The 21,614-nt window shown below is 40.6% G+C and carries 19 protein-coding genes; 9 read left to right on the top strand and 10 right to left on the bottom strand.

Annotated features, from left to right (window positions below; all coding sequences use genetic code 11):
• Positions 1 to 248 precede the first annotated feature (248 nt).
• Both I6F42_RS00180 and I6F42_RS00175 read right to left on the bottom strand, forming a co-directional pair.
• On the bottom strand, positions 249 to 1,376 hold the full coding sequence (locus I6F42_RS00180; protein ID WP_197149812.1) for a zinc-binding dehydrogenase: 1,128 nt from the start codon (positions 1,374 to 1,376) through the stop codon (positions 249 to 251).
• Positions 1,377 to 1,746: 370 nt separating this feature from the next.
• Complete coding sequence (locus I6F42_RS00175) at positions 1,747 to 2,424, bottom strand: glutathione S-transferase family protein (protein ID WP_197149809.1); 678 nt, start codon at positions 2,422 to 2,424, stop codon at positions 1,747 to 1,749.
• 174 nt (positions 2,425 to 2,598) lie between these two features.
• Between I6F42_RS00175 and I6F42_RS00170 the strand changes: the two genes are divergently transcribed.
• From I6F42_RS00170 to I6F42_RS00155, 4 genes are all read left to right on the top strand, one after another.
• Positions 2,599 to 3,525, top strand: a complete 927-nt coding sequence (locus tag I6F42_RS00170; protein WP_197149807.1) for a LysR family transcriptional regulator — start codon at positions 2,599 to 2,601, stop codon at positions 3,523 to 3,525.
• A 209-nt stretch (positions 3,526 to 3,734) separates the two neighbouring features.
• Positions 3,735 to 5,702 carry a hypothetical protein gene (locus tag I6F42_RS00165; RefSeq protein WP_197149803.1) on the top strand — a complete coding sequence of 656 codons (1,968 nt, stop codon included), beginning with the start codon at positions 3,735 to 3,737 and terminating at the stop codon, positions 5,700 to 5,702.
• A gap of 95 nt (positions 5,703 to 5,797) precedes the next feature.
• The gene (locus tag I6F42_RS00160; RefSeq protein WP_197149800.1) at positions 5,798 to 6,256 is read left to right on the top strand and encodes a thioredoxin family protein; all 459 of its coding nucleotides are present in this window, start codon (positions 5,798 to 5,800) and stop codon (positions 6,254 to 6,256) included.
• A 214-nt stretch (positions 6,257 to 6,470) separates the two neighbouring features.
• Complete coding sequence (locus I6F42_RS00155; protein ID WP_197149798.1) at positions 6,471 to 6,857, top strand: hypothetical protein; 387 nt, start codon at positions 6,471 to 6,473, stop codon at positions 6,855 to 6,857.
• A 65-nt stretch (positions 6,858 to 6,922) separates the two neighbouring features.
• Here I6F42_RS00155 and I6F42_RS00150 read toward each other — a convergent pair whose 3' ends face one another.
• Entirely contained in the window at positions 6,923 to 7,801 is an 879-nt protein-coding gene (locus I6F42_RS00150) for a LysR family transcriptional regulator (RefSeq protein WP_197149795.1), read from the bottom strand.
• Positions 7,802 to 7,922: 121 nt separating this feature from the next.
• On the opposite strand from I6F42_RS00150, the gene I6F42_RS00145 reads away from it, so the two are divergent.
• Positions 7,923 to 9,005, top strand: a complete 1,083-nt coding sequence (locus I6F42_RS00145) for a YeiH family protein (protein WP_197149793.1) — start codon at positions 7,923 to 7,925, stop codon at positions 9,003 to 9,005.
• Between the two features lie 29 nt (positions 9,006 to 9,034).
• On the opposite strand, the gene I6F42_RS00140 is transcribed toward I6F42_RS00145, so the two are convergent.
• Together I6F42_RS00140 and I6F42_RS00135 are read right to left on the bottom strand one after the other, a co-directional pair.
• Complete coding sequence (locus I6F42_RS00140; RefSeq protein ID WP_197149791.1) at positions 9,035 to 10,345, bottom strand: DASH family cryptochrome; 1,311 nt, start codon at positions 10,343 to 10,345, stop codon at positions 9,035 to 9,037.
• Positions 10,346 to 10,477: 132 nt separating this feature from the next.
• Positions 10,478 to 12,205: a DUF885 family protein gene (locus tag I6F42_RS00135; RefSeq protein ID WP_197149788.1), complete on the bottom strand. Its 1,728-nt coding sequence runs from the start codon at positions 12,203 to 12,205 to the stop codon at positions 10,478 to 10,480.
• A 227-nt stretch (positions 12,206 to 12,432) separates the two neighbouring features.
• On the opposite strand from I6F42_RS00135, the gene I6F42_RS00130 reads away from it, so the two are divergent.
• The 4 genes from I6F42_RS00130 to I6F42_RS00115 all read left to right on the top strand — a co-directional run bounded on the left by I6F42_RS00130 (position 12,433) and on the right by I6F42_RS00115 (position 15,169).
• Positions 12,433 to 13,020: a DUF4202 domain-containing protein gene (locus tag I6F42_RS00130; protein ID WP_197149785.1), complete on the top strand. Its 588-nt coding sequence runs from the start codon at positions 12,433 to 12,435 to the stop codon at positions 13,018 to 13,020.
• A gap of 41 nt (positions 13,021 to 13,061) precedes the next feature.
• A complete protein-coding gene (locus tag I6F42_RS00125) occupies positions 13,062 to 13,565 on the top strand; it encodes a zf-TFIIB domain-containing protein (protein WP_197149782.1) in 504 nt (167 codons plus the stop codon).
• A gap of 100 nt (positions 13,566 to 13,665) precedes the next feature.
• Positions 13,666 to 14,424, top strand: a complete 759-nt coding sequence (locus I6F42_RS00120; protein ID WP_010554974.1) for a hypothetical protein — start codon at positions 13,666 to 13,668, stop codon at positions 14,422 to 14,424.
• Positions 14,411 to 15,169, top strand: coding sequence for a hypothetical protein (locus tag I6F42_RS00115; RefSeq protein ID WP_197149779.1), 759 nt, complete (start codon positions 14,411 to 14,413; stop codon positions 15,167 to 15,169). The genes I6F42_RS00120 and I6F42_RS00115 overlap by 14 nt, the downstream gene beginning before the upstream one ends.
• A 277-nt stretch (positions 15,170 to 15,446) precedes the next feature.
• On the opposite strand, the gene der is transcribed toward I6F42_RS00115, so the two are convergent.
• The 5 genes from der to ispG all read right to left on the bottom strand — a co-directional run bounded on the left by der (position 15,447) and on the right by ispG (position 21,614).
• A complete protein-coding gene (der, locus tag I6F42_RS00110) occupies positions 15,447 to 16,913 on the bottom strand; it encodes a ribosome biogenesis GTPase Der (RefSeq protein WP_024592997.1) in 1,467 nt (488 codons plus the stop codon).
• Positions 16,914 to 16,987: 74 nt separating this feature from the next.
• Entirely contained in the window at positions 16,988 to 18,166 is a 1,179-nt protein-coding gene (gene bamB, locus I6F42_RS00105; protein ID WP_007583433.1) for an outer membrane protein assembly factor BamB, read from the bottom strand.
• Between the two features lie 10 nt (positions 18,167 to 18,176).
• A complete protein-coding gene (locus I6F42_RS00100) occupies positions 18,177 to 18,797 on the bottom strand; it encodes a tetratricopeptide repeat protein (protein ID WP_007583431.1) in 621 nt (206 codons plus the stop codon).
• A gap of 19 nt (positions 18,798 to 18,816) precedes the next feature.
• Positions 18,817 to 20,097 carry a histidine--tRNA ligase gene (gene hisS, locus I6F42_RS00095; protein WP_197149775.1) on the bottom strand — a complete coding sequence of 427 codons (1,281 nt, stop codon included), beginning with the start codon at positions 20,095 to 20,097 and terminating at the stop codon, positions 18,817 to 18,819.
• A gap of 398 nt (positions 20,098 to 20,495) precedes the next feature.
• Positions 20,496 to 21,614, bottom strand: coding sequence for a flavodoxin-dependent (E)-4-hydroxy-3-methylbut-2-enyl-diphosphate synthase (gene ispG, locus I6F42_RS00090; RefSeq protein ID WP_197149772.1), 1,119 nt, complete (start codon positions 21,612 to 21,614; stop codon positions 20,496 to 20,498).

The raw sequence follows: 21,614 nt of genomic DNA, 5'->3' as shown, positions 1-21,614 counted from the left end.
CTAAAGATACGTTCTTAAATGCGTTAAGTAATTTAGATATTCATTTACACCAAAATTTCATTGATGGCTTGAATGAGTGTATTAAAAATTATAAATTCAATAACAATTAGCGAGCCTATTGCGCATTCATTATATTTTTAAGTTTTTATTACGATAAAAAAGCAGATACCTAATTAGCATCTGCTTTTAAATTGTAAAACCACAGCGCTTAGCACTGTGGTTTTTAATTTTTAACGAAGAATATTCAATTAAGCTTGAGGTTTAATTAAGTACTTTTCGCCTGTTGCTTGTTTTGAATAAGCCGCAATTGACTGTAAATGTAATACCTCAGCTAATGACACTTCGTGCGTGTAGTTGCTCGCAAATGTAGTGGTGATTTCATCAGCAACGCGTTTGCGCATTTTCATTACTGTATCTGTGCCTAATTTACCTAAAGCATTAAATAACAAGAACCCGTTTACAGCCCAAGCAAAGCCAAAGTTACGGTTTAATGTAATAGGGCCGCGGTCTAGTGCGCCATAAATGTACACTTGTTTAAATGTATCAGAGCCATAAATTGTGTGCTCTTTCATATCGCGCGCAGCTGCAACTTCCATACAGTTAAGTATGTCACTTGTTAGTTGGCCGCCACCAATAGGGTCGAACGCTATAGTTGCACCGGTTTCGATTATTGCAGCTGTTAGGTCAGCAAGAAAAGTGTCGTTGCTTGAGTTAACAATATATTTTGCACCCATATCGCGCAGTAATTTTTCTTGTTCTGGTTTGCGAACAATATTAATTAAATCAACGCCATCGGCAATACAAATACGGTTTAGCATTTGGCCAAGGTTAGAAGCCGCTGCGGCGTGAATAATAGCTTTATGGCCTTCAGCGCGCATGGTTTCTACCATTGCAAGTGCGGTAAGTGGGTTAACAAAAGATGATGCACCTTCTTTAGCAGTGGTCCCTTCTTTTAGCTCTAGGCAACTTTGTACATTGGCACATATAAATTGACGATACGTACCGCCGCCAATTACTGCAACGGTTTTACCCATTAATGCTTGTGCAGCTGGTGATGAGCCCGCGGCTACTACGGTGCCTGCGCCTTCATTTCCTACGGGCGTTGCTTTTCCAACACGGGTTTTAAGTGATGGCATAAATTGAGCTGGAACATCGGCAGTAATTACTGGATTTTCATCAGTACCCGATTGCTTTGCGGTAGACATATCAGCTGCGCTGAATAAAACGCCTAAGTCTGATGGATTTAATGGTGCAGCTTCAATGCGAATAACTACTTCATCGGCATTTGGCTTTGGCATCTCGATGTTTTTTAAGGCAAGTGTTAGTTTATTGTCTTCGCTGATAGTTGAAGTAAGTTGGATATTTTTATCTGTCATAGGTGTCTCCTGCAAAGAATTAAATTTGTTAAGCCAATCACGTTATTGTATTGGCGATCTGTATTAGGGCGTGTTGACCTTTGCGGATTGAAATTTGTTCAATCCAAGGAAGATTAAATCGCGGCGCGAGGTTTGTAACCTAGTGGGCTAAGTAAAAACCGAGTAAAAAGAGTTTATCGTCCCTAGAAAGAACCCTTCGGGCAGCGCATGTTTGGCATTTATGCTGCGTTATCGCCTATTTATGGGGAATAACCACACTACATAGGCTCTGCCTTGCCTAAAAACCAAACATACTGCTGTAAATTCACCCACCAAAGATCAACACGCCCTAGTAATTAAAATTTAGAATAGATACTTTTATAGCTACGCGTTATTTTGCGTTTGCTGCTTGAATTTGCGCTTTCACTTTTTGCATAAATTCAGCCATATTTGATTGGCGATCGGCCTCTATGCTTTGGGCAATGGCTAATTGGCTCATTGATTCGTTCCACTCTTTCATGCCGGGTACTTGTGCAAGTACATCCCAATCAAGCTGGCTTGAGCCAAAGGCGCTAACAATGGTGTTTACGTAATAAACGTAAATGTCTGCCATTGTAAATTGCTCGCCTGCAATCCAAGGTGAAAACTTACACACGCTACTCAAAGCGGTTACGCCACGCGTTAATACTTGGCGTACTTCGGCTTTAGTTGTTTCAGGTACTTCAGCGCCTGAAAATACATAAGGGATAAACCGTCTGCTTGGCAGTTCAAAATAAAGCTCTGCCATTTTCATAATTTGACGTACAACTGCGCGCTCACCTGCATCTTCAGGGTATAGCGGGGTTTGTGGGTACGACTCTTCAATAAAGTCGCAAATAACACTCGACTCTGAAATATTAAGGCCGTTAGCTGTTGTGATTGCAGGCACTTTGCCTGCAGGGCTTATTGCTAGTAAATCTTCACTACCGCCGTAAACAAGGTGTTCTTTAAATGGCAGTTGTTTGTGTAAAAGTACATGTTTAACTAGGTTGTAATAGTTGCTAGCAGCAAAACCGTGTAAAGTAATCATAAGTCAGCTTTCCATCATTAAGTGAAGGTGTTTAATTGCCAAAAAATGCAATTTAAGTCCCTGTCTTTAGGTTGAGTACATTATTACTTGTTTTAATTTGCTTATATATAGGGGAAAATGCGAATCACTTTTGTCTTTAAGACAATAAAGCATTTTATTTAATGGAGAGGCGACTTGGATCAACTAAAAGCCATACGGTATTTTATTAAGGTGGTTGAAACGGGCAGTTTTACCAAAGCTGCCAAAGCTTTTGATGTGCCGCCCTCGTCGTTGTCGCGGCGAGTTGCTGATTTAGAAAAAAGCCTAGGGGCTACGCTTTTAAAGCGTTCTACCCGCATAGTTAAATTGACCGAAGTTGGGCAAATTTACTATAACGATGTTCAGCAGATATTAAATCAGCTAGAGCAAAGCCACGAAACTGTACGCAGTTATCAAACAACACCAATGGGGCGATTATGTATAAGCTCAATGGTGAGTTTTGGTGACAAAATATTACTGCCTCTGCTTGATGAATTTAGCACGCTATACCCCGAAATTATATTAGATGTTAGCTTAAGTGATGAGCTGTCGACACTCGGGCGTGACGATGTTGATATTGCGATTCGCGGTGGTTATGCGCCAAATGAACGCGTGTTGGCAATAAAACTGATGGATAACGGCTTTATTCCTGTTGCGTCACCCTGCTATTTACAAAAATACGGTGTGCCTACTAATGTTATGGAATTAAAGGGCCACAGTGGCCTTTATTTTAAAACGCCAGCGGGGCCAACTCCGTGGTTATGTAAAGTGGATGAGCAATGGCACGACGTTTCTGGGCCTGCGGTCGCTATTTCAAATAACGGCTCGTGGCTCGCTAAAAAAGCGTGTAATGGCGAGGGCATTTTAATGTCAACTCGATGGGCGCTCGACTCACACCTTGAGTCTGGCCAGTTGCAAGAGCTTAAGTTTGAGCATGAATTAGCGATAAGCCAAAATGCGACTATGGCGGTTTATTTGTTGTATCAAAAGCAGCGTTATTTAGTACCAAAGGTAAAAGCGGCGGTCGACTTTTTAGTAAAAAGAATTAAAGAAACAGATGGAAGTGTTAAGCGAACAAAATAGCCCTTAAGAGTTAGTCGAATTGTCGGATGGCGCTGCGCTAATCCGACCTACGCTTACCGGTTTATTTTTACCCGATCTAGATTTATGCTTATTTAACTTATTAATGAGTTGTTTGTATAAATAATAGGTAAAAAATACGCCTTTAGGCTAAAGCTTTTAACTAAGCGCCCGATAAATTACTTAATAGGGTTTAGCGATTAAGGAAAATCATGGTTAATAATATACTTGGCAGCCAGTCTAATTTAAGCACTTTACTTGCCCAATCAGTTAATAACGCTAACCAAACCTCTGTGAGTCCTTCACAACTAACCGGTAGCGACCTTCAAGCTATTAATGATTTACAAACTAACGCCCCCAAAATATCCGATGAATTATTAAGCCAGCTAAATAACGAAACTATTGACGAAGCACTAGCCAGTAATCAAAAAGCAGGGGACGTGTTAAAGCAGCAACTTACCTCGTTATTTACAATTTCAAGCACGCCTAGCATGCTTAACTATAAACTCTCCGATGAAGATCTCGCCCTGCGCACCGTAATAAGTTCTCAGCATGAGGGGTTATTAAAAAACGAAAACAGTACCCAATTAATTGAGCGATTAAATACGTCAGTTAAAAATATTCAGGGTGCTTATGCTAATACCAGCGATATTTTATCGAGTTTAGGTCAGCTTGGACATGAGCAAAAAACGTTTTTAGCCTCAAGCCAGCAACGTGTTGAGCGCTCACTTAATCCTTATATGGAAAGCCTTAATCGCGCAAAATACGAGGATGACGATAACTACCTGTTTGAGCTCTCGGTAAAAACTAAAGAAGGCGATGTTATAAACATTACCTTTAACTCATCGCAAGGGTACGATGAAAAAACAGGTGAAGCGATAGATGGCTTTGGCATAAGTTACGAAGTTAATGGCAATTTATCTGAGGCTGAACATACGGCTTTAACGCAGGTTATGGCGGGTGTTGGTGAAATGGCCGATGAGTTTTTTAAAGTGAGCGAAAACTCATTTAACCCTCTTATAGTCCCAAATCAAACAGACATGAGCTTAGATTTTTTAGCTGGCTTTAATAGTGAACAGTTAGCCGGTTTTAATGTGTCGTTTTCAACAACGCAAAATGATGCGCTTGATACTGCCCAGAATACGCTTGATTTAAGTTACTCCATTGATGAAGCATTAAACCAGCAAGCACTTGTGTTTAAAGCAGTAGGTGGGCAAAACGACATTGATTTTGCACTCGATATGTCAACCATTGGCGCTAAAGACACGCAGCAAATGCAGCAGTATTTAGCGTCGCTCGATCAAAGCCTAGAAGATAGCCGAGTAAACAGTACCGAAGACGATAAAGAGTCGGCATTTGGGCGCAAAGGCGACGAGGCAATGCAGCAAGGTTTTGCTTTGTTTAAAGGGGCTTTTGCGAGCATGTCGTCGGCTGCTGAGCGTTATAGCAATTTGGAGTCACTTGCAGATCAGCACTTTAATGACGGGCGCGCCATGGTTGCCGATTTGGTTGATAACATGATTACAAACGATGTCCGTTACCAAGGGCTTGGTAATAAAGCGCCAAATACATTAGGCACGGGTATTTCTAAGCTCGCTGATTTTGATGCTACGTTTTCTTATGCGTTTGATAACGGCGACTATCAACCTAAAAGTACCATTGAGCTAAGCCAAGCGACTGAACAAGCCCAATTAGGGGAGCTTAGCAGTGTAACGCAAAGTAAAAATGTAAGTAGCCACTTTGATTATCAATACAGTCGCCCTGATTATTACGACAAAGAAGAGAGTTATAACGTAGGTACTGCGGTTAAAAATAAAGAGCTTGTGGGGCTTGATCAGTCTCACGAGGTTGATGTTGATACAAAAATGTTTGAGTTTAATCCGCAAACTAATCAATACGAGCTGCAAATGGCGATGCAAGAGCAAACAGTTAGTAAAAGTGACATTCGCTTAATTGATGATATTTGGCTTGAAGAAAACGAAAACAGCTACAACATGAATAAAAAAGAGCGTGTTGAGAGCGACGAAAAACAAGATGAGTTTAAAAAAACAAGCAGCCATTCTCATAATAAACTAGTTACCTTGATTGGTGATTTAGACAAGCTAGCTGAGAATAAAGACGTAAGGCGAGAATATTTAACTAACTTATCGCAAGTTAACTTTTTTATGGATAAAAAGTAACGGTCTTGAGTTGTTCACTCCACACTCAATATTGGGTATAGTCGTTTAATACCTAAATTAATACCTAAATTAATACCTAAATTAAGAGCAACCTTATGTTTAAAAAATTAATTTTACTGTGTGCTTTAAGCATGCCGCTTGTAAGCTGCGCTGCTACAGCGCCATTTTCGGGCGAGATAAGTACGCAAGCACTGCTAAGCGACTACGACAAGTTTAACGAACAATACAAAGCGTTTACGCCAACAGCACAAGACATTGCCCTAATGCAAAAGCTAGAAGGCAAAGAGCTAATTGTATTATTTGGAACGTGGTGCCACGACAGTGAGCGCGAAGTGCCAAAGCTCATTAAGTTACTTGATGCATCGAAAGTACAACTTGCAAGCATTGAATACGTGGCCGTAGGTTACAACAAGCAAGACGATGCAGGCATTGCAGAAGCTAACGATTTACAATACACACCTACGTTTATTGTTAAACAAAATGGCAAAGAGTTAGTTCGCGTAATTGAAAAGCCAACGGGTACATTGGCACAAGATTTAACGCAGGGTTTGTAAATAGAGCTTGTTCGTATTTGGGGTTAACGATTTAGCAAATAGGTTTATAAGTTAGCTGTTGGCCGCTATGAGTAGTCTCCTGATACTTTAATGTGTAAGGCCAAAATTTTCCCCCTTTGGCTGAGCCAAAATAGGAATTCAGCTATGGTTTGCATATCAATTAAAACAAATAAAAAACTAATTAACCTACAAGCTCGTTATGGTGTTTCTTAATATGTCTAAGGATCTACGTAAAAATTTGATTTCTGCGATTATTAGTCCTTTAATTGTATTACCAGTCCTTGGTTTTTGTTATTTTTATGCGGGTATAGAAAATTATACTTCTGTGAGTTCATTAATTTCAGGTGTTGGTTTTGGTGTATCAATAGGGATGGGAAGTTTATTTTATTTCTATCCTTTAATGTTCATTTACGGATTACCTATTAGCTTATTACTCCAAAAGTTAAATTTATTTAAATTACCTGTAGTTTTAATCTTAAGTATACTTCCAGTTTTTTTATTTAGTCTTTTTAGTGAATTTGATCGTGTAACATTGGTTCTTCATTTATTAGTACTTTCAATGGGTTTAACTAGTTGGCTTATATATAATAAATTAAGGTAACACCACAACAAGCGATTAATGTTACACAACCGTTTTCTTACTCGGCTTACAGCTCAGATCAAACATTATTCACTAAATAGGCTTTTTTCGAATGCTTGTGCGGCATGTGAAGACGGTCTGTCTTTATAATGTAGTTGATACAGTGGCCGAGAGAGTTGCTCGTTATTTTTTTGACTCAGGCGCGTTAATTTACCAAGCTGCACTAAATCCTCAGTGACTACATTAGGCAATAAAGCCACGCCCATTCCTTGTGCTACTGCCCTTGCTATTGCCTCGTTGCTGCCCAATTGCATACTGCACTCTGCTATTACGCCATGTTGGGCTAATAACTTAACCGACATTTCTAAAGTGCCCGAGCCCGGCTCGCGCAGTAGCCAAAATTGTTTGTTTAACCATGCTTTTAAGTCTTTCGTGGGCTTAAAGTTACTGGGTATAACTACACTCATTAAATCGTTTTGCCAGTGCTTACTTATAATATGCGGCTCGGTGGGTGTGCCTTCAACCAGTGCTAAATCGATAGTGCATTCAAGTAGGGCATGCTCAATTTGCGCGGTATTGGCAACTTGTACTTCTACTTTTATATGGGGGTACTGCGCGCAAAAATTGGCTAAATAGGGCGGTAGCCAATAGCTGGCAATGGTTGTACTGGTGCCTATAACGAGTGTGCCGCGCTTAAGCCCTGTGCGTGATTTAATATCTTCAATGGCGGCTTTTTCAATGGCAAAAATACTACGAGCATGATCATACAAGGCTTGGCCGCCCTCGCTTAAGGTAAGTTTTTTGCCTTTAGATGCACGCTCTATAAGTTGTATATTTAGCTGATACTCAAGCTCTTTTAAAGCTTTAGACACAGCTGGTTGGCTTATAAAAAGCGCCTCAGCTGCTGCTGAAAAACTGCCTAATTTAGCAACCGTATAAAACACCCGAAGTGCATGCAAGTTCATTGTGCCTCTCAAATCACATAACCTTAAGTTATCGAATCATGATTTTAATGTATTGGAGTTATATTTTGCGCTTTCTTAAAATGAAGTCAACTAATCACGATGACTTTATTAAGGGATGACTATGCTTAGTGCAATTAAAGATATGCCACAGCTTTTTAGTATTAATACTAAGCAGTATACCAACTCGCGTTGGTGGCTAGGAATGCTATTGGTTATTGTTTTAGCGGGTGTTGCTGTTGCCATGAGTAAGTTGCCGGTAATGCAAAGTGCCCAGTTTAGCTCCTTAACTATTGGTATTGTGCTAGGCATTATTGTAGGTAACAGTGTGTTTTCGCGTATTGCGACTCATACCGATGTGGGTGTTGATTACGCTAAAAGTATTTTACTCAAAGCGGGTATTATTTTATTTGGTTTTAGAATTACCTTTACACAGGTAGCAGGCGTTGGCTGGAGTGGCTTACTAACCGACATTGTTATGCTCAGCGGTACGTTTATATTAGCAATGCAGCTTGGTAAACGTATATTTAAACTTGATGAGCAAACAGTAATATTAATTGGTGCAGGTAGCTCTATTTGTGGCGCAGCAGCTGTAATGGCAACCGAGCCTGTAATAAAAGCGCAGGCGCATAAAGTATCGGTAGCTGTAGCAACGGTGGTGGTATTTGGTACGTTGAGTATGTTTGCCTACCCAATCATGTTTGAGTATATGGGGCTGAGTGAGCACGCGTACGGTATTTTTGTAGGTTCAACCATTCATGAAGTAGCGCAAGTGGTAGCAGCGGGTACAGCTGTAAGCGCCAATGCTGCTGATACCGCCGTTATAGAAAAAATGCTACGCGTGATGATGCTTGCGCCATTTTTAGTCGCTTTGTCGTTTTGGCAAAGTAAAAAAAGAGCAAAGGCAGGTAATACTATAAGTAATGAGGATAATAAATCAGGTATTAGCATCCCTTGGTTTGCAGTGTTATTTATTGTGGCAAGTGGTGTACATTCACTCTCTATTATTCCTCAAGTGGCTATAAGCGCAGTTGTTTGGTTTGATAATATATTACTCACCATTGCGATGGTGGCTTTAGGTTTACGCACACATGTTGGGGCAATTCGCCAAGCGGGTATTAAGCCACTGTTACTGGCGCTGTGCTTGTTTTTGTTTTTAACGTTAGGCGGTTACGTAATTAATATAGGCATTGCTGAGCTGTTTTAAACGTTACTTGGTAAAAGTTGATTGGCGGCTTAAATCGGCCAATCAACTTCGTTTAAAGTATCCAGCTGTTTGCTGGTATTTTCATTGCCTTGCCATTTATTAGTGTAAAAAGCGTGCGAGTCAAATTGTAACGTTTGTTTTTCAATATTAAAGTGCCTACCACCACGCGGATCTACGCCTACACCTGCTATATATTGCCAATTACCCCAGTTAGCGGCTACATCGTAATCAATCAATTGTTGTTCAAAATAAGCTGCGCCATAGCGCCAATCAAGACCAAGTTCGTTAACTAAGCAGCTTGCGGCAATTTGCCTTGATCTATTTGATATATAACCGGTCGCATTAAGCTCGTTCATAATGGCATTGACTAATGGGTAGGGTGTTGAGCCATTACACCAGGCAGCAAAGCGGTTTGGCATAAATGTAGTAAGGGGTTTTGTTTGCTTTTGGCCTTTAAAGCTAAACAGGCTTTTACCTGCCTTAAGTGCATGCCATTTAAAATATTCTCGCCATAGTAATTCAAACTTAATCCAGTAGGTTGACTCGTTTGTTATTTGATTATGTTCGTACGCCTCAACGGCTTTATAAACTTGCCGCGCACTTACACATCCAAAAGCAAGCCAGCTACTAAATTTTGTTGTGTTATTAAAGCCATCAAGCTCGTTTCGAGTTATTTTATAAGTACTTGGCAGCAAGCCTGAAAAGTATTGCTTTAAATGTGTTTGCGCACTTTTAAGCCCGCCATGCATTACTGCGTTGTTATTATTAGTATGCTTATTAAGCTCAATTGGGTTTGCAGCACATAATGTTATAGGCTGGGGAAGTAAACCTTTAGGCAGAGTTGAGGTTGTTATAGGTATGTTCATCGCTTTTCTAAATGGGGTAAAGCTTTTAGGCAGCTCGTCTAAATCAAAAGGGAGGTCGCTTTGTTGAAATAGAGTGTCTTGTTGAGTTGTTTTAAATATGGCATGTGGGCAATGTGCTTTTAGTCGCGCGAGTTGGCGCTGTTCATAGGTTCCAACGAGTTCACTGCACACCACTTCGTCAATGTGTTGCTCAGCTATGCGCTGCTTTAAAACACTAACCGGTTCACCCTCAAGTACGTGCAATGTTTGCCCGCGTTCAATTAGCGCTTGTTGGAGTTCATACAAGCTTTGGATTAAAAACTGTTGTTTATGCACACCATATGGCTTTTGTTGGTAATTATTATTTTTAAACCAGTGTGGGTTTATTACAAATACAATATCGAGAGCACATTGCTCAGTAGCAAGTTCGCTTAAAATAGGATTGTCGTCTATTCGTAAATCGTTTTGTAGCCAATATAAAATGCGTTTGCTCATAGGTTTGCTCTAGTTTTTGTAATCATTAAGTTTACGAAGCAAAAGCGGGTAGGGATTAGTTTTGAGGTGTTTAATAGAGTTTTAAAAAGGGGGCGATAAACTTACCGCCCCTTAGTTTGTAAAAGTATTGTTTTAACTCGCTGATTTTTGCTCTGCTATCCAATCGTTTATTACATTTTCAAGTACCGACATAGGGAGTGACCCTTGGCCGATTACGGTGTCGTGAAAGCTGCGTATATCAAACTTAGCCCCGAGTTCTTTTTCGGCTTTTGCACGCAGTTCGCGTATTTTTATTTCGCCCATTTTGTAAGAGAGCGCTTGGCCTGGCCATGATATATAACGATCTATTTGATCCTCCACCGCGCTTTGTGGCAAAGCAGTGTGATTTGCCAAGTAGTCAATTGCCTTTTGACGGCTCCAGCCAAATGCATGAATACCGGTATCAACAACAAGCCTCACTGCACGCCACATTTCGTAACCTAAACGACCAAAGTCGCTGTATGGGTCTTGATAAAAGCCGGCTTCTTTTCCTAAACGTTCGGTGTAAAGTGCCCAACCTTCGCCAAATGCTGAGTGGCTAAGTGTGCGTCTAAACTGGGGTACGTCTAACTCCATTGCAATGGCGTTTTGTAAATGATGCCCTGGTATTGCCTCGTGAAGGCTAAGAGCTTCTAAATTATACAAAGGCTGTAGTTTAGGTGTTGAGGCTAAAAAGTAAGTGCCAGGGGAGCGGTTATCAGCAGGTGGCATATAAAACGCGCCGCGACTCGCTGAGCCTTTTATAGTAAATGTGTTACGCGGTAAATGGCCAAAGTAGGTGGGTAACTTGCCATACATTTTTTGCGTAATAAAGGCTGTTTTTTCAAGCAGGTCTTGCGCGTCTGTTGCGTAAAATTGCTCATCGGTCGCTAAAAATTCTAAAAACTCAGCATACGTGCCATCAAAACCTACTTTATCAATGATGTTTTGCATTTGCGTTTTTATACGCGCCACTTCTTTTAAGCCAAGCTCATGAATTTGCTTTGGTGTGGCATTGGTTGTGGTGTAGTAATTAACTGCATATTTGTAATACTCAAGCCCGCCTTTAACGCTTGAAATACCTGGCTCTGCTCTACAGTTAGGCATGTAATCGTTTTCAAAAAAGTCATAAAAGTGCTGATAAGCCGGGACTACTTTTGAGCTAATTAAGGCTTTTGCTTTGTTTTGGTATGTGGCCTTTTGCTCTGCTGTAAACGTATTTGGTATACGTGTAAAGGGCTCGTATAAGGCACTGTTTTCAGGTTGCTTAACTATATGAGCGTTAATGCTCTGGCTGTAATTTTCAAATGTTTTGCAGTAGTGCGTATACCCTAGTTCAATCCCTTCCTTCATCAAGTTAATGTTTTCTTGATTAAAGCGAGGGTAGTCGGCAAGGCTTACTAAAAATGCGTTGTAATCATCGGTTGTTAAAAATGCCATATTAGCTGGTGCTTCGGCAAAGTAGGTATGCCAGCCACTTAAAAAGTTAACCTGAAAATACTTATCTTGAAAAAGGTAGCTTTGCTGCTCTGTTTCTCGCTCATATTTAAATAAGCGGTAGTTCATTAGTTGCGAGCTGCTCAGCGTTTTAGAGTCTATTTTATTTAAGCTTTTTAATACGCTGTTATTATATGCTTGGCGCTTTGCAATGGCTTGCTCGGTCCAATTTGGTAATGTACCACTGGGTTTCCAACCATCAGGGTCGGTACGAAAAAATATTTTTTCGGCTTTTGCATTTTGCCAATGGTTATCAATAATGGTTTTTAAATCTGCATTGCTATCGGCTGCGCTCGGCAGTGATGCTACAGCTAAGCAAATAGCTAAAATTGTTTTTTTAAACATATTATTCTCATTTTTAGCGCGTTAATTTTTATTAGTTTACGCACATATGTTATTTTTGTTTCTAAGATAATAACAAGTTAACTTTATTAATGCGCTTAATTTTATACCTGTATCTATTGGTTTTACTTTTTGATTGAACAAATTTCACCGCTGAAGTGAGTGGGCCACTAGTTTATTGTTTTATCAGCGTTTAGAATGATTAAAACTAATTATAAAAAATGACCGTCATGTTTAATAAAGTAATAACGCTGATTGATGAAGCTAATAACCAAGACCCTAATACTGAGCAGCACAATGGGCAAAGCTTTCCAAAAGAAAGCTTATACGGCTTGCGTATGAGCGAAATGCTAACTCGTTTTAAACCAGATGCCGATGCACTCATGCAAGTTGCAGTGCGTGCACAGCATATTCAGCGTTGGAAGTCGCCACGTAGCGACTTTGAAATGAACAAGCAGGGTTATCATCAATGGCGCAGCGCACTTTATATATTTCATGCTAGCAGTGTTGTTACACTTATGCAGCAAGCTGGTTACGGTGAGGCTGAGCAAAATCGAGTGTACAATGCAGTTGCTAAAAAAGATATTAAACGCAATCCAGATAGCCAACTCGTTGAAGATGTAGCAAGTTTGGTATTTATTGAACACTACATGCTAGGGTTTGCTAATAGCAAGCCAGATTACAATGAAGAAAAATGGATTGGTATTATTCGCCGCACATGGCAAAAAATGTCAGATGAAGCCCATGAGTTTGTACTTACAGGTAATATTACATTACCAGATCCACTTGTTGGGCTTATTCATAAAGCGCTTGAGTAAAGTAGTGTAAGCTAGGTATTAAAATAAAAAGGATTTTTAGAATGTTATGCCCACGTACAAATGCCTCTCTTGAGCCGTTATTAATTGGCGGTATTACTGTTTACACTTCAGTGCAAGGTGGCGTATTTTTTGATAACAGCCAAATTTTTAAGTTTAGCTCGCCAGCGTTAAAGCATGGTCAGGTATTACTTAAGTATTTGAGTAATTATACCGAAGGTGAGGGTGATGTCTCATCGCGAGTAAATTGCCCAAAATGCAAAAGCATTGTAATGATGCGCAGGTATTTTTCGCCAGTAAAGGCCGTCGAAATAGATGAATGCCCAGGCTGTGCAGGAATATGGCTTGATAGTGGCGAGCTGGCAAAAATACACGAAAACCACCTAACGCCCCGAGAGCGTAAGTTGTTAGCACATGAAATGGCAACCAATCATGGGTTTATAACTATTAAGCCGCCAAAATCAAAGTATTACCCCAAAGCGCCTAAAAATGTTCAAGACACGACAGTTGAACGGCTGGTGCAATTAGCATTACTTAACTTTGAATAATAAAGTAGTCTTGAATGCTACATTAATTTTAAGCTCGCAAGTGCTGCTAATAAAAGCATGACTTGCCAAGAACAAATTTTAAAACCAAGGGAAGCTGAGTATGAAGGATTATAAGCGTAAAACTGCACTGCAATTTTACTGTGTGCTACTGGCGTGTTTTTTGACAACAAGTTGCACTACGCTATTTGATAAGGCACATGGTTATCGTGGGCCCATTATTGTGACGATTGAAACTGAGGATGGCTCAGTGCCAGAATTTCCTTTTTTGATAAAGTCGGCCTATTCAGAGTCGTGTGGTCATAGTAGTTGTGGTATTGACTTTGGTTATAAATATTTTAAAACGGCCTATGCTAATGAGCCAATTACCTTCCCACGGGAGCGTTTGGATTTATTACAGCCCAACGCCTATGCATCGATTGAGTTTACTGTTACTCATCCTAATTATCACCACCGCGGATTTCCGCGAGGCTTTGCGCCCACCGATGCTGATGACCCTATTCATGTCACGTTTACCGTTAAGCCGTTTACTGAACAAATGAATAAAGTAGCTGGGTGGGCCGAGCAAGGCAAAGTGATGATGCAGAACGCGGCACCAGATAGTAATGAGCATTTCAATGGAAAAATGCAGCTTTGGCAAGAGCGCTTTAATTTAGGAAAGACGATTAAAAGGCACATTACGGTGATCAAAACTTTTTACTTACCTCATTTTTCAAAACGTATGCAACAACGGGTTATTGAAAAATATCAACCGATTTTTAGAGCCTGGTATTACGGCGTACCTGAAACGGATTGTTGGGATATGGTTGACTGTAGAAAGCAAATTTTAAAACCAAGGGAAGCTGAATATGAAGGATTATAAGCGTAAAACTGCACTGCAATTTTACTGTGTGCTACTGGCGTGTGTTTTGACATCAGGCTGTGATTTTTTATTTGATAAAGCACATGGCTATCGTGGGCCCATTGTTGTGACGATTGAAACAGAAGATGGCTCAGTGCCAGAATTGCCTTTTTTGATAAAGTCGGCCTATTCAGAGTCGTGTGGTCATAGTAGCTGTGGTATTGATTTTGGTTATAAGTATTTTAAAGCTGCCTATGCTAATGAGCCAATTACCTTCCCACGGGAGCGTTTGGATTTATTACAGCCCAACGCCTATGCATCGATTGAGTTTACGGTTACCCATCCTAATTATCACCAAGGCGGATTTCCGCGAGGTTTTGGGCCCACCGATGCTGATGACCCTATTCATATTACGTTTACCGTTAAGCCGTTTGCTGAACAAATGAATAAAGTAGCTGGCTGGGCGACTGGCCCTAAACAAGACATGCAAAACTTTACACCTGATAGCAGGGAATATAAAAAAGCAGACATAAGGTATCGCCAAGCGCGCTTTAATTTAGGAAAGACGATTAAAAGGCACATTACGGTGATCAAAACTATGTACTTACCTCATTTTTCAAAACGTATGCAACAACGGGTGATTGAAAAGTATCAACCGATTTTTAGAGCCTGGTATTACGGCGTACCTGAAACGGATTGTTGGGATATGGTTGACTGTAGAAAGCAAATTTTAAAACCAAGGAAGGCTGAATATGAAGGATTATAAGCGTACTTATCTGCAATAATACTTAATCATTTTGCGGAGCTAAATATGTCGCTCCCTGCGTTAAAAAATTCTCATTTACGACTCCATGGATGCAGAAGGTAGAGCAATGCAGGAGCAATTGCCGAGAACAACTAGATAGCGAGATTTTTGCCAAGCTATCAACACGTTTTCAAGCCTCAAAATAGATCACTTAATTAAGCTAATTGGTATAAAGCATAAAAAACGGCGTACTAAAAAGTACGCCGTTTTTATTGTAATAAACTAACTCTTGAAAAGTTTATTTATTACGGTTTTCTTTAGCAAATGCACGTATTTTACGCTTTTGCGACAGTGTTACTTTATTAACACGACCAGCAAATGGGTTTTCACCTTCTCTAAATTCGATTTTGATAGGTGTGCCCATAATTTTAAGCGCTTTACGGTAATAGTTCATCAGGTAGCGTTTATAACTATCTGGTAAATCTTTAACTTGGTTACCGTGAATAACAATACGTGGTGGGTTATAACCACCGGCATGCGCATATTTGAGCTTAACACGACGACCACGAACAAGTGGCGGCTGGTGATCGGCTTGAGCCATGTCCATAATACGACGTAACATTGCAGTACTTATACGTTTAGTCGCTGATTCATACGCTTCGTCAACAGACTCGAATAAATGACCAACACCTGTACCGTGTAGTGCAGATATAAAGTGTAGGCGAGCAAAGTCAATAAAGCCTAAACGGCGATCGAGCTCTGATTTAATACGATCTTTAACGTAATCGTCTAAACCATCCCATTTGTTCACTGCAATTACCAATGAACGACCTGAGTTAAGAGCAAAGCCTAATAAGCTTAAATCTTGATCAGAAATACCATCGCGAGCATCAACAATCAATAACACAACGTTACAATCTTCGATTGCTTGAAGCGTTTTAATGACAGAGAACTTTTCAACTACGTCGCTTACTTTTTTACGCTTACGAACACCAGCGGTGTCAATTAACACATACTCTTTTTCATTTCGAGTCATCGGAATGTAGATAGAGTCACGTGTTGTACCTGGCATGTCGTATACAATTACGCGATCTTCACCCAGTATACGGTTTGTAAGCGTTGACTTACCAACGTTAGGACGACCAATAATCGCAAGCTTTACAGGTTTGTCTGCAAATGCCTGGTGATCGGTATCGCTGTCTTCATCTTCTTCGTAAAGATTAATAAGCTCTTCGTCATCGCCTGTTACGTCTTCGTCTTGTGCAGCTAATTCAGCAATAAGCGGCTGAAGTGTTTGCTCAAGTAATAACGTAATACCACGGCCATGCGATGCAGCAATGTGATGAATTTCACCTAATGATAATTGGTAAAATTCAGCACAGTTTGAATCTGCATCAATACCATCTGTTTTATTGGCAACAACAAAACACTTTTTATCTTGTTTACGCAAGTGATTAGCAATTGCTTGGTCAGCTACGGTCATACCTACACGAGCATCTACTAAAAACAGAACAATGTCAGCTTCTTCAATAGCTAGCAGAGATTGATCTGCCATTTCGATTTCGATGCCTTCTTCTGAGCCATCAATACCGCCCGTGTCTACCACGATAAATTCATAGCCATCGTAACTAGCTTGGCCATATTTTCTATCTCGTGTTAAACCTGGAAAATCGGCTACGAGTGCATCACGAGTACGTGTTAAACGGTTAAATAATGTGGATTTGCCCACATTGGGTCGCCCAACTAGAGCGATCACGGGAAGCATAAACTACCTCTTTAAAAAACAACAAAAGGCTTCGCAGTGCGAAGCCTTAAAAAAACCATATGACTATTAGTAACTTAGTTTGGTATTTTTACCATACTAACTTCACCATCACGGGTGTATAAAATTAGCTTATCGTCGGCAACAACTGGCTCAACAAAAAAGCCCGAGCTGTCAAAGTCTTCACGAGATACTAGCTCGCCAGTTTCTTTATTTAGCCAATGTAGGTTACCTTCTTGGTCGCCTAAAGCTAAGTGGCTACCTGCAACTGCAGGGCCTGTTAGGTACCAACCGCGTAGAGCGGGTTGGCTCCAACGTTCAATACCTGAATTTTTATCTAATGCGTAAATAACACCATCGCTATCTACTAAATAAATTGTTTGTGCATCCATCGCAATTTCGCGGTAGCTGCTGTACTCGCGTTTCCATACAACATTGCCAGAGCGAATATCTACAGCGGCTAAGTTGCCGTTGTAAGCTATAGCGTAAGCGTATGGACCGCTAATAAGTGGTTGAGTGTCTACGTCAACTAGGCGTTCAAATTCTGATGCGCCTTTAGCAACCGCAATTTCTGCGCTCCATGCTGAGTAACCACTGTCTGAAATTAATACGCTCAGTTTGCCTGTTTCAAGGCCAACTAATACACCACCGTTAGCAACGGTTGGTGAGCTTTGTCCGCGTAATGTTAGTGGTGGAACTTCTTGTTCAAAGCTCCAACGCTCTTCGCCTGTATCTGGGTGAAGGGCTAACAATTTACCAGAGCCTAAATTTACAAATATTAAGCCATCGCCTGCTGTTGGTTTAGACAGAGATTCGCCTGGTACGTTTTTACGCCAAACTTCTTCACCAGTTTCGCGATCAAGAGCAATAATAAAGCCGTGTTCAGAACCAATATAAATTTTACCATAGGCTTGCAAAATACCACCTGATAATTTTGCATTACCGTTGTCAGCCCAAGGCCAAAACGATAAATCTTGGCGTACATCGGTTTCCCATTTTGTATCGCCATTATCAAGCGAAAGCGCTTCTACTTGGCCTTCGCGGCTAGCAACATACACAGTATCTTTGTAAACTGCGGGTGTTAAACGAGAAAAATAATGCTCTACGCCATCACCTACAGATTCTTGCCAAACAACGTCAGTTTCAAATTGGTTTACAATTTCAGGAAGTACTAGTTCATCTTCATCATCACTTGATGAACAACCCATCAATGTTGCCATACATAGGGCAAGGGCTGCTGTTGTAAATTTTTTCATGCCTAAAACCTTATGCCGCTGGGCTAGTTACTGCTAGGTCATCTAACTTAATTTGTAATAGTGGGTTACTTGTTAATCCACCCGCATCTATTGCTGCTTGGTATGCAGTACGTGCTTGATCTTTATTACCTTGCTCAGTGTAAATATCGCCTTTAAGCTCGGCCACGTTTGCATTGAACGCTTCAGGTAATGGTGCATTTAATGTTGTTAATGCATCGTCATATTTAGTTTGCGCAATTTGAACACGTGCTAAACGTGTAATCGCAATTGCTTTTAATTCTGTATTTGGCGTATTAGACACAACCCAGCTTAGCTTTTCGCTTGCTACGTCTAGTTTTTTCGCTTCTACTGCGTCTTTTGCAGCAACGAATGCAGCAAGTGTTGCGTAGTTTGTGTCTTTATTTTCGCTAATAAACGCATCAGCTGAAGATAATACGTCGTCGCTTTCAACAAGCGCTGTATATGAATCTGATGCTTTTTCAGCGGTAGTAATTTGGTTTTGGTTATATGCTTTCCAGCCATATAAGCCACCTAGGCCAACAAGTATACCTAGCGCAAGTGAGATGCCGTTTTCACGGAAAAAGCGTTTAATGGCTTCTGCTTGTTGTTCTTCTGTTGAATAAATATCCATTCTTACCTCTAATGTTCGCTTAGCCGTTAATAAGCTCAGCTAAAAGCGCTTTAGCTTGTTCTAATTCTAATGTGACTTGTTCTTTACGCTCGCGTAAATACTTGATGGTCACAACGCCTTTTTCTAATTCATCTTCACCAATAATCACTGCAACAAGTGCATCGCTTTTATCAGCACGTTTTAATTGTTTTTTAAAGTTGCCGCCGCCCGCATGCACCATAACGCGTAAACCCGGTACGTCTTTACGTAGTTGCGCTGCAATTGCAGGAGCTTGAATGCTTGCTTTGTCGCCCATTGCTGCTAAATATACATCAGCATTACGACGAATGTCACCCACACACTCAAGTGCTTGTAGTAATAACACTAAGCGCTCTAGGCCCATTGCAAAACCAACTGCTGGCGTTGCTTTGCCGCCAAGTTGTTCAACTAAGCCATCGTAACGTCCGCCAGCACATACAGTGCCTTGTGCACCTAAACTGTCGGTTACCCATTCAAATACAGTGCGGTTGTAGTAGTCTAAACCACGTACTAACTTTTCATTAACCGTATATGAGACGCCAGCAGCGTCTAAACGTTCACATAAATTTTCAAAATGTTCTTTTGATTCAGCATCTAAATTTTCAGACAATTTAGGTGCATCAGTTAAAATTGCTTGTACTTCTGGATTTTTGCTATCAAGTACGCGTAGTGGGTTTGAATACATACGACGTTTTGAGTCTTCATCAAGCACATCAATGTGTTGCTCAAGGTAGGCTACTAACGCATCACGGTAATCTGCACGCGCTTCGTTAGATCCTAGAGAATTTAGCTCTAAACGAACGTGGTCAGTAATACCAAAGGCTTCCCATAGTTGCGCTGTTAATAAAATAACTTCTGCGTCTATATCTGCTGTAGCAATACCAAATGTTTCTAAACCAAATTGGTGAAACTGACGGTAACGACCTTTTTGCGGACGCTCGTGACGAAACATTGGACCCATGTACCAAAGGCGTTGTTCTTGATTGTATAGTAAGCCATTTTGGTTGCTAGCACGTACGCACACTGCGGTGCCTTCTGGGCGAAGTGTTAATAAGTCGCCATTGCGATCGGCAAAGGTGTACATTTCTTTTTCTACTATATCGGTAACTTCACCAATAGAGCGTTTAAATAAGTCGGTTGATTCTACAATAGGAAAACGAATTTCTTGATAACCGAACGATGCTACTGTCTCGCGTAAAATGTTTTCTACTTTCTGCCAAACTTGTGTATCGCCCGGCAGACAATCGTTCATACCGCGAACTGCCTGAATTTGTTTTGCCACTGATAAATCCTAAATGCTGTTTTTTTGTGTAATGAAAAATGCTTACACAACAAGAATGCTAAAAATTGACCCGTCATTATATACCCAAATGACCCCATGATGCGAGTTTCAGTTGGAATTAAAAGCGATTTAGGCAAGGCATTGATTGAAAGTAATAGTGGTTCTATTGTTAAAATCAATAACGCAGTATAAATCGCTTTTAAACCAACCCGTTGGGCGGTTCACAGACACTTACTCTCATCGTTGTTACTTTTTAAAAGGGATTGCCATTCTTGCAAAGTAACGCCTTGATATTAAGAGCCTGTGAAACGCTGAATTCTGTATCTTGGGGTCGTTTGGGTATCCACTAGCTATAAAGGTAAACGGCAAACCACGGGGTTTGCCACCTTAAACGGTATTTATTCGACTATTTTTATGTCAATCGGTGTTTGGCTCTGCTTTTTTTCTATAAAGTCGCGTACATAACCTTCAAGCTGGTCAACAATATTATTGTTATCAATGCGCGCTTTTTGGCGTTCGCCATTTATATACAAACCTGAACGACGATTTGCACCGGCAAGCCCTATATCACTCACAAGCGCTTCACCTGGTCCATTTACAACGCAACCAATTACCGAAACTGACATAGGTTCGATAATATCCTCTAAGCGCTCTTCAAGTTGGTTCATGGTGCTTACTACATCAAACTCTTGGCGTGAGCAGCTAGGGCAGGCAATAAAGTTAATTCCACGCGAACGAATGCGCAATGAATTTAAGATATCAAAGCCGACTTTAATTTCTTGAACAGGATCGGCAGCAAGTGATACACGCAGGGTATCGCCAATACCTTCGGCAAGAAGCATACCTAAACCTACTGCAGATTTAACAGAGCCTGAGCGCATGCCGCCCGCTTCGGTAATACCTAAATGCAGTGGTTGGTCTATTTCTTTAGCGAGTAAGCGATATGCACCTACCGCTAAAAATACGTCAGACGCTTTTACTGATATTTTAAATTGGTCAAAATCAAGGCGGCGCAATATATCTACATGGCGCATTGCTGATTCTAATAAGGCTTCTGGTGTTGGTTCGCCGTATTTTTCTTGTAAGTCGCGCTCTAGTGAACCGCCATTTACACCAATACGAATAGGAATGTTGTGCTCGCGTGCTGAGTCTACTACAGCTCTAATACGCTCTTCACTACCTATATTACCTGGATTTATACGCAGGCAATCAACGCCGTATTTTGCCACTTTTAAGGCTATACGGTAATCAAAGTGAATATCGGCAACTAGCGGAATCGTTACTTGCTCTTTTATACTTTTAAACGCTTCGGCTGCATCCATTGTTGGTACTGATACACGGACTATGTCGGCACCTGCATCTTGTATTGCCTGTATTTGTGCAACAGTTGAATCAACATCCATGGTGTCGGTGTTAGTCATTGATTGCACTGCAATAGGGGCACCATCACCAATAGGGACGTTACCTACATTGATTCGGGTGGATTTTCTGCGTTTAATTGGAGATTCTGAAAACAT

This window comes from Pseudoalteromonas sp. SWYJZ12 (genome assembly GCF_015864395.1).
GTDB classification, from domain to species: domain Bacteria; phylum Pseudomonadota; class Gammaproteobacteria; order Enterobacterales; family Alteromonadaceae; genus Pseudoalteromonas; species Pseudoalteromonas arctica.
The sequence above is the reverse complement of the archived record's forward strand: the minus strand, read 5'-3'. Positions and strand labels throughout refer to the sequence as shown.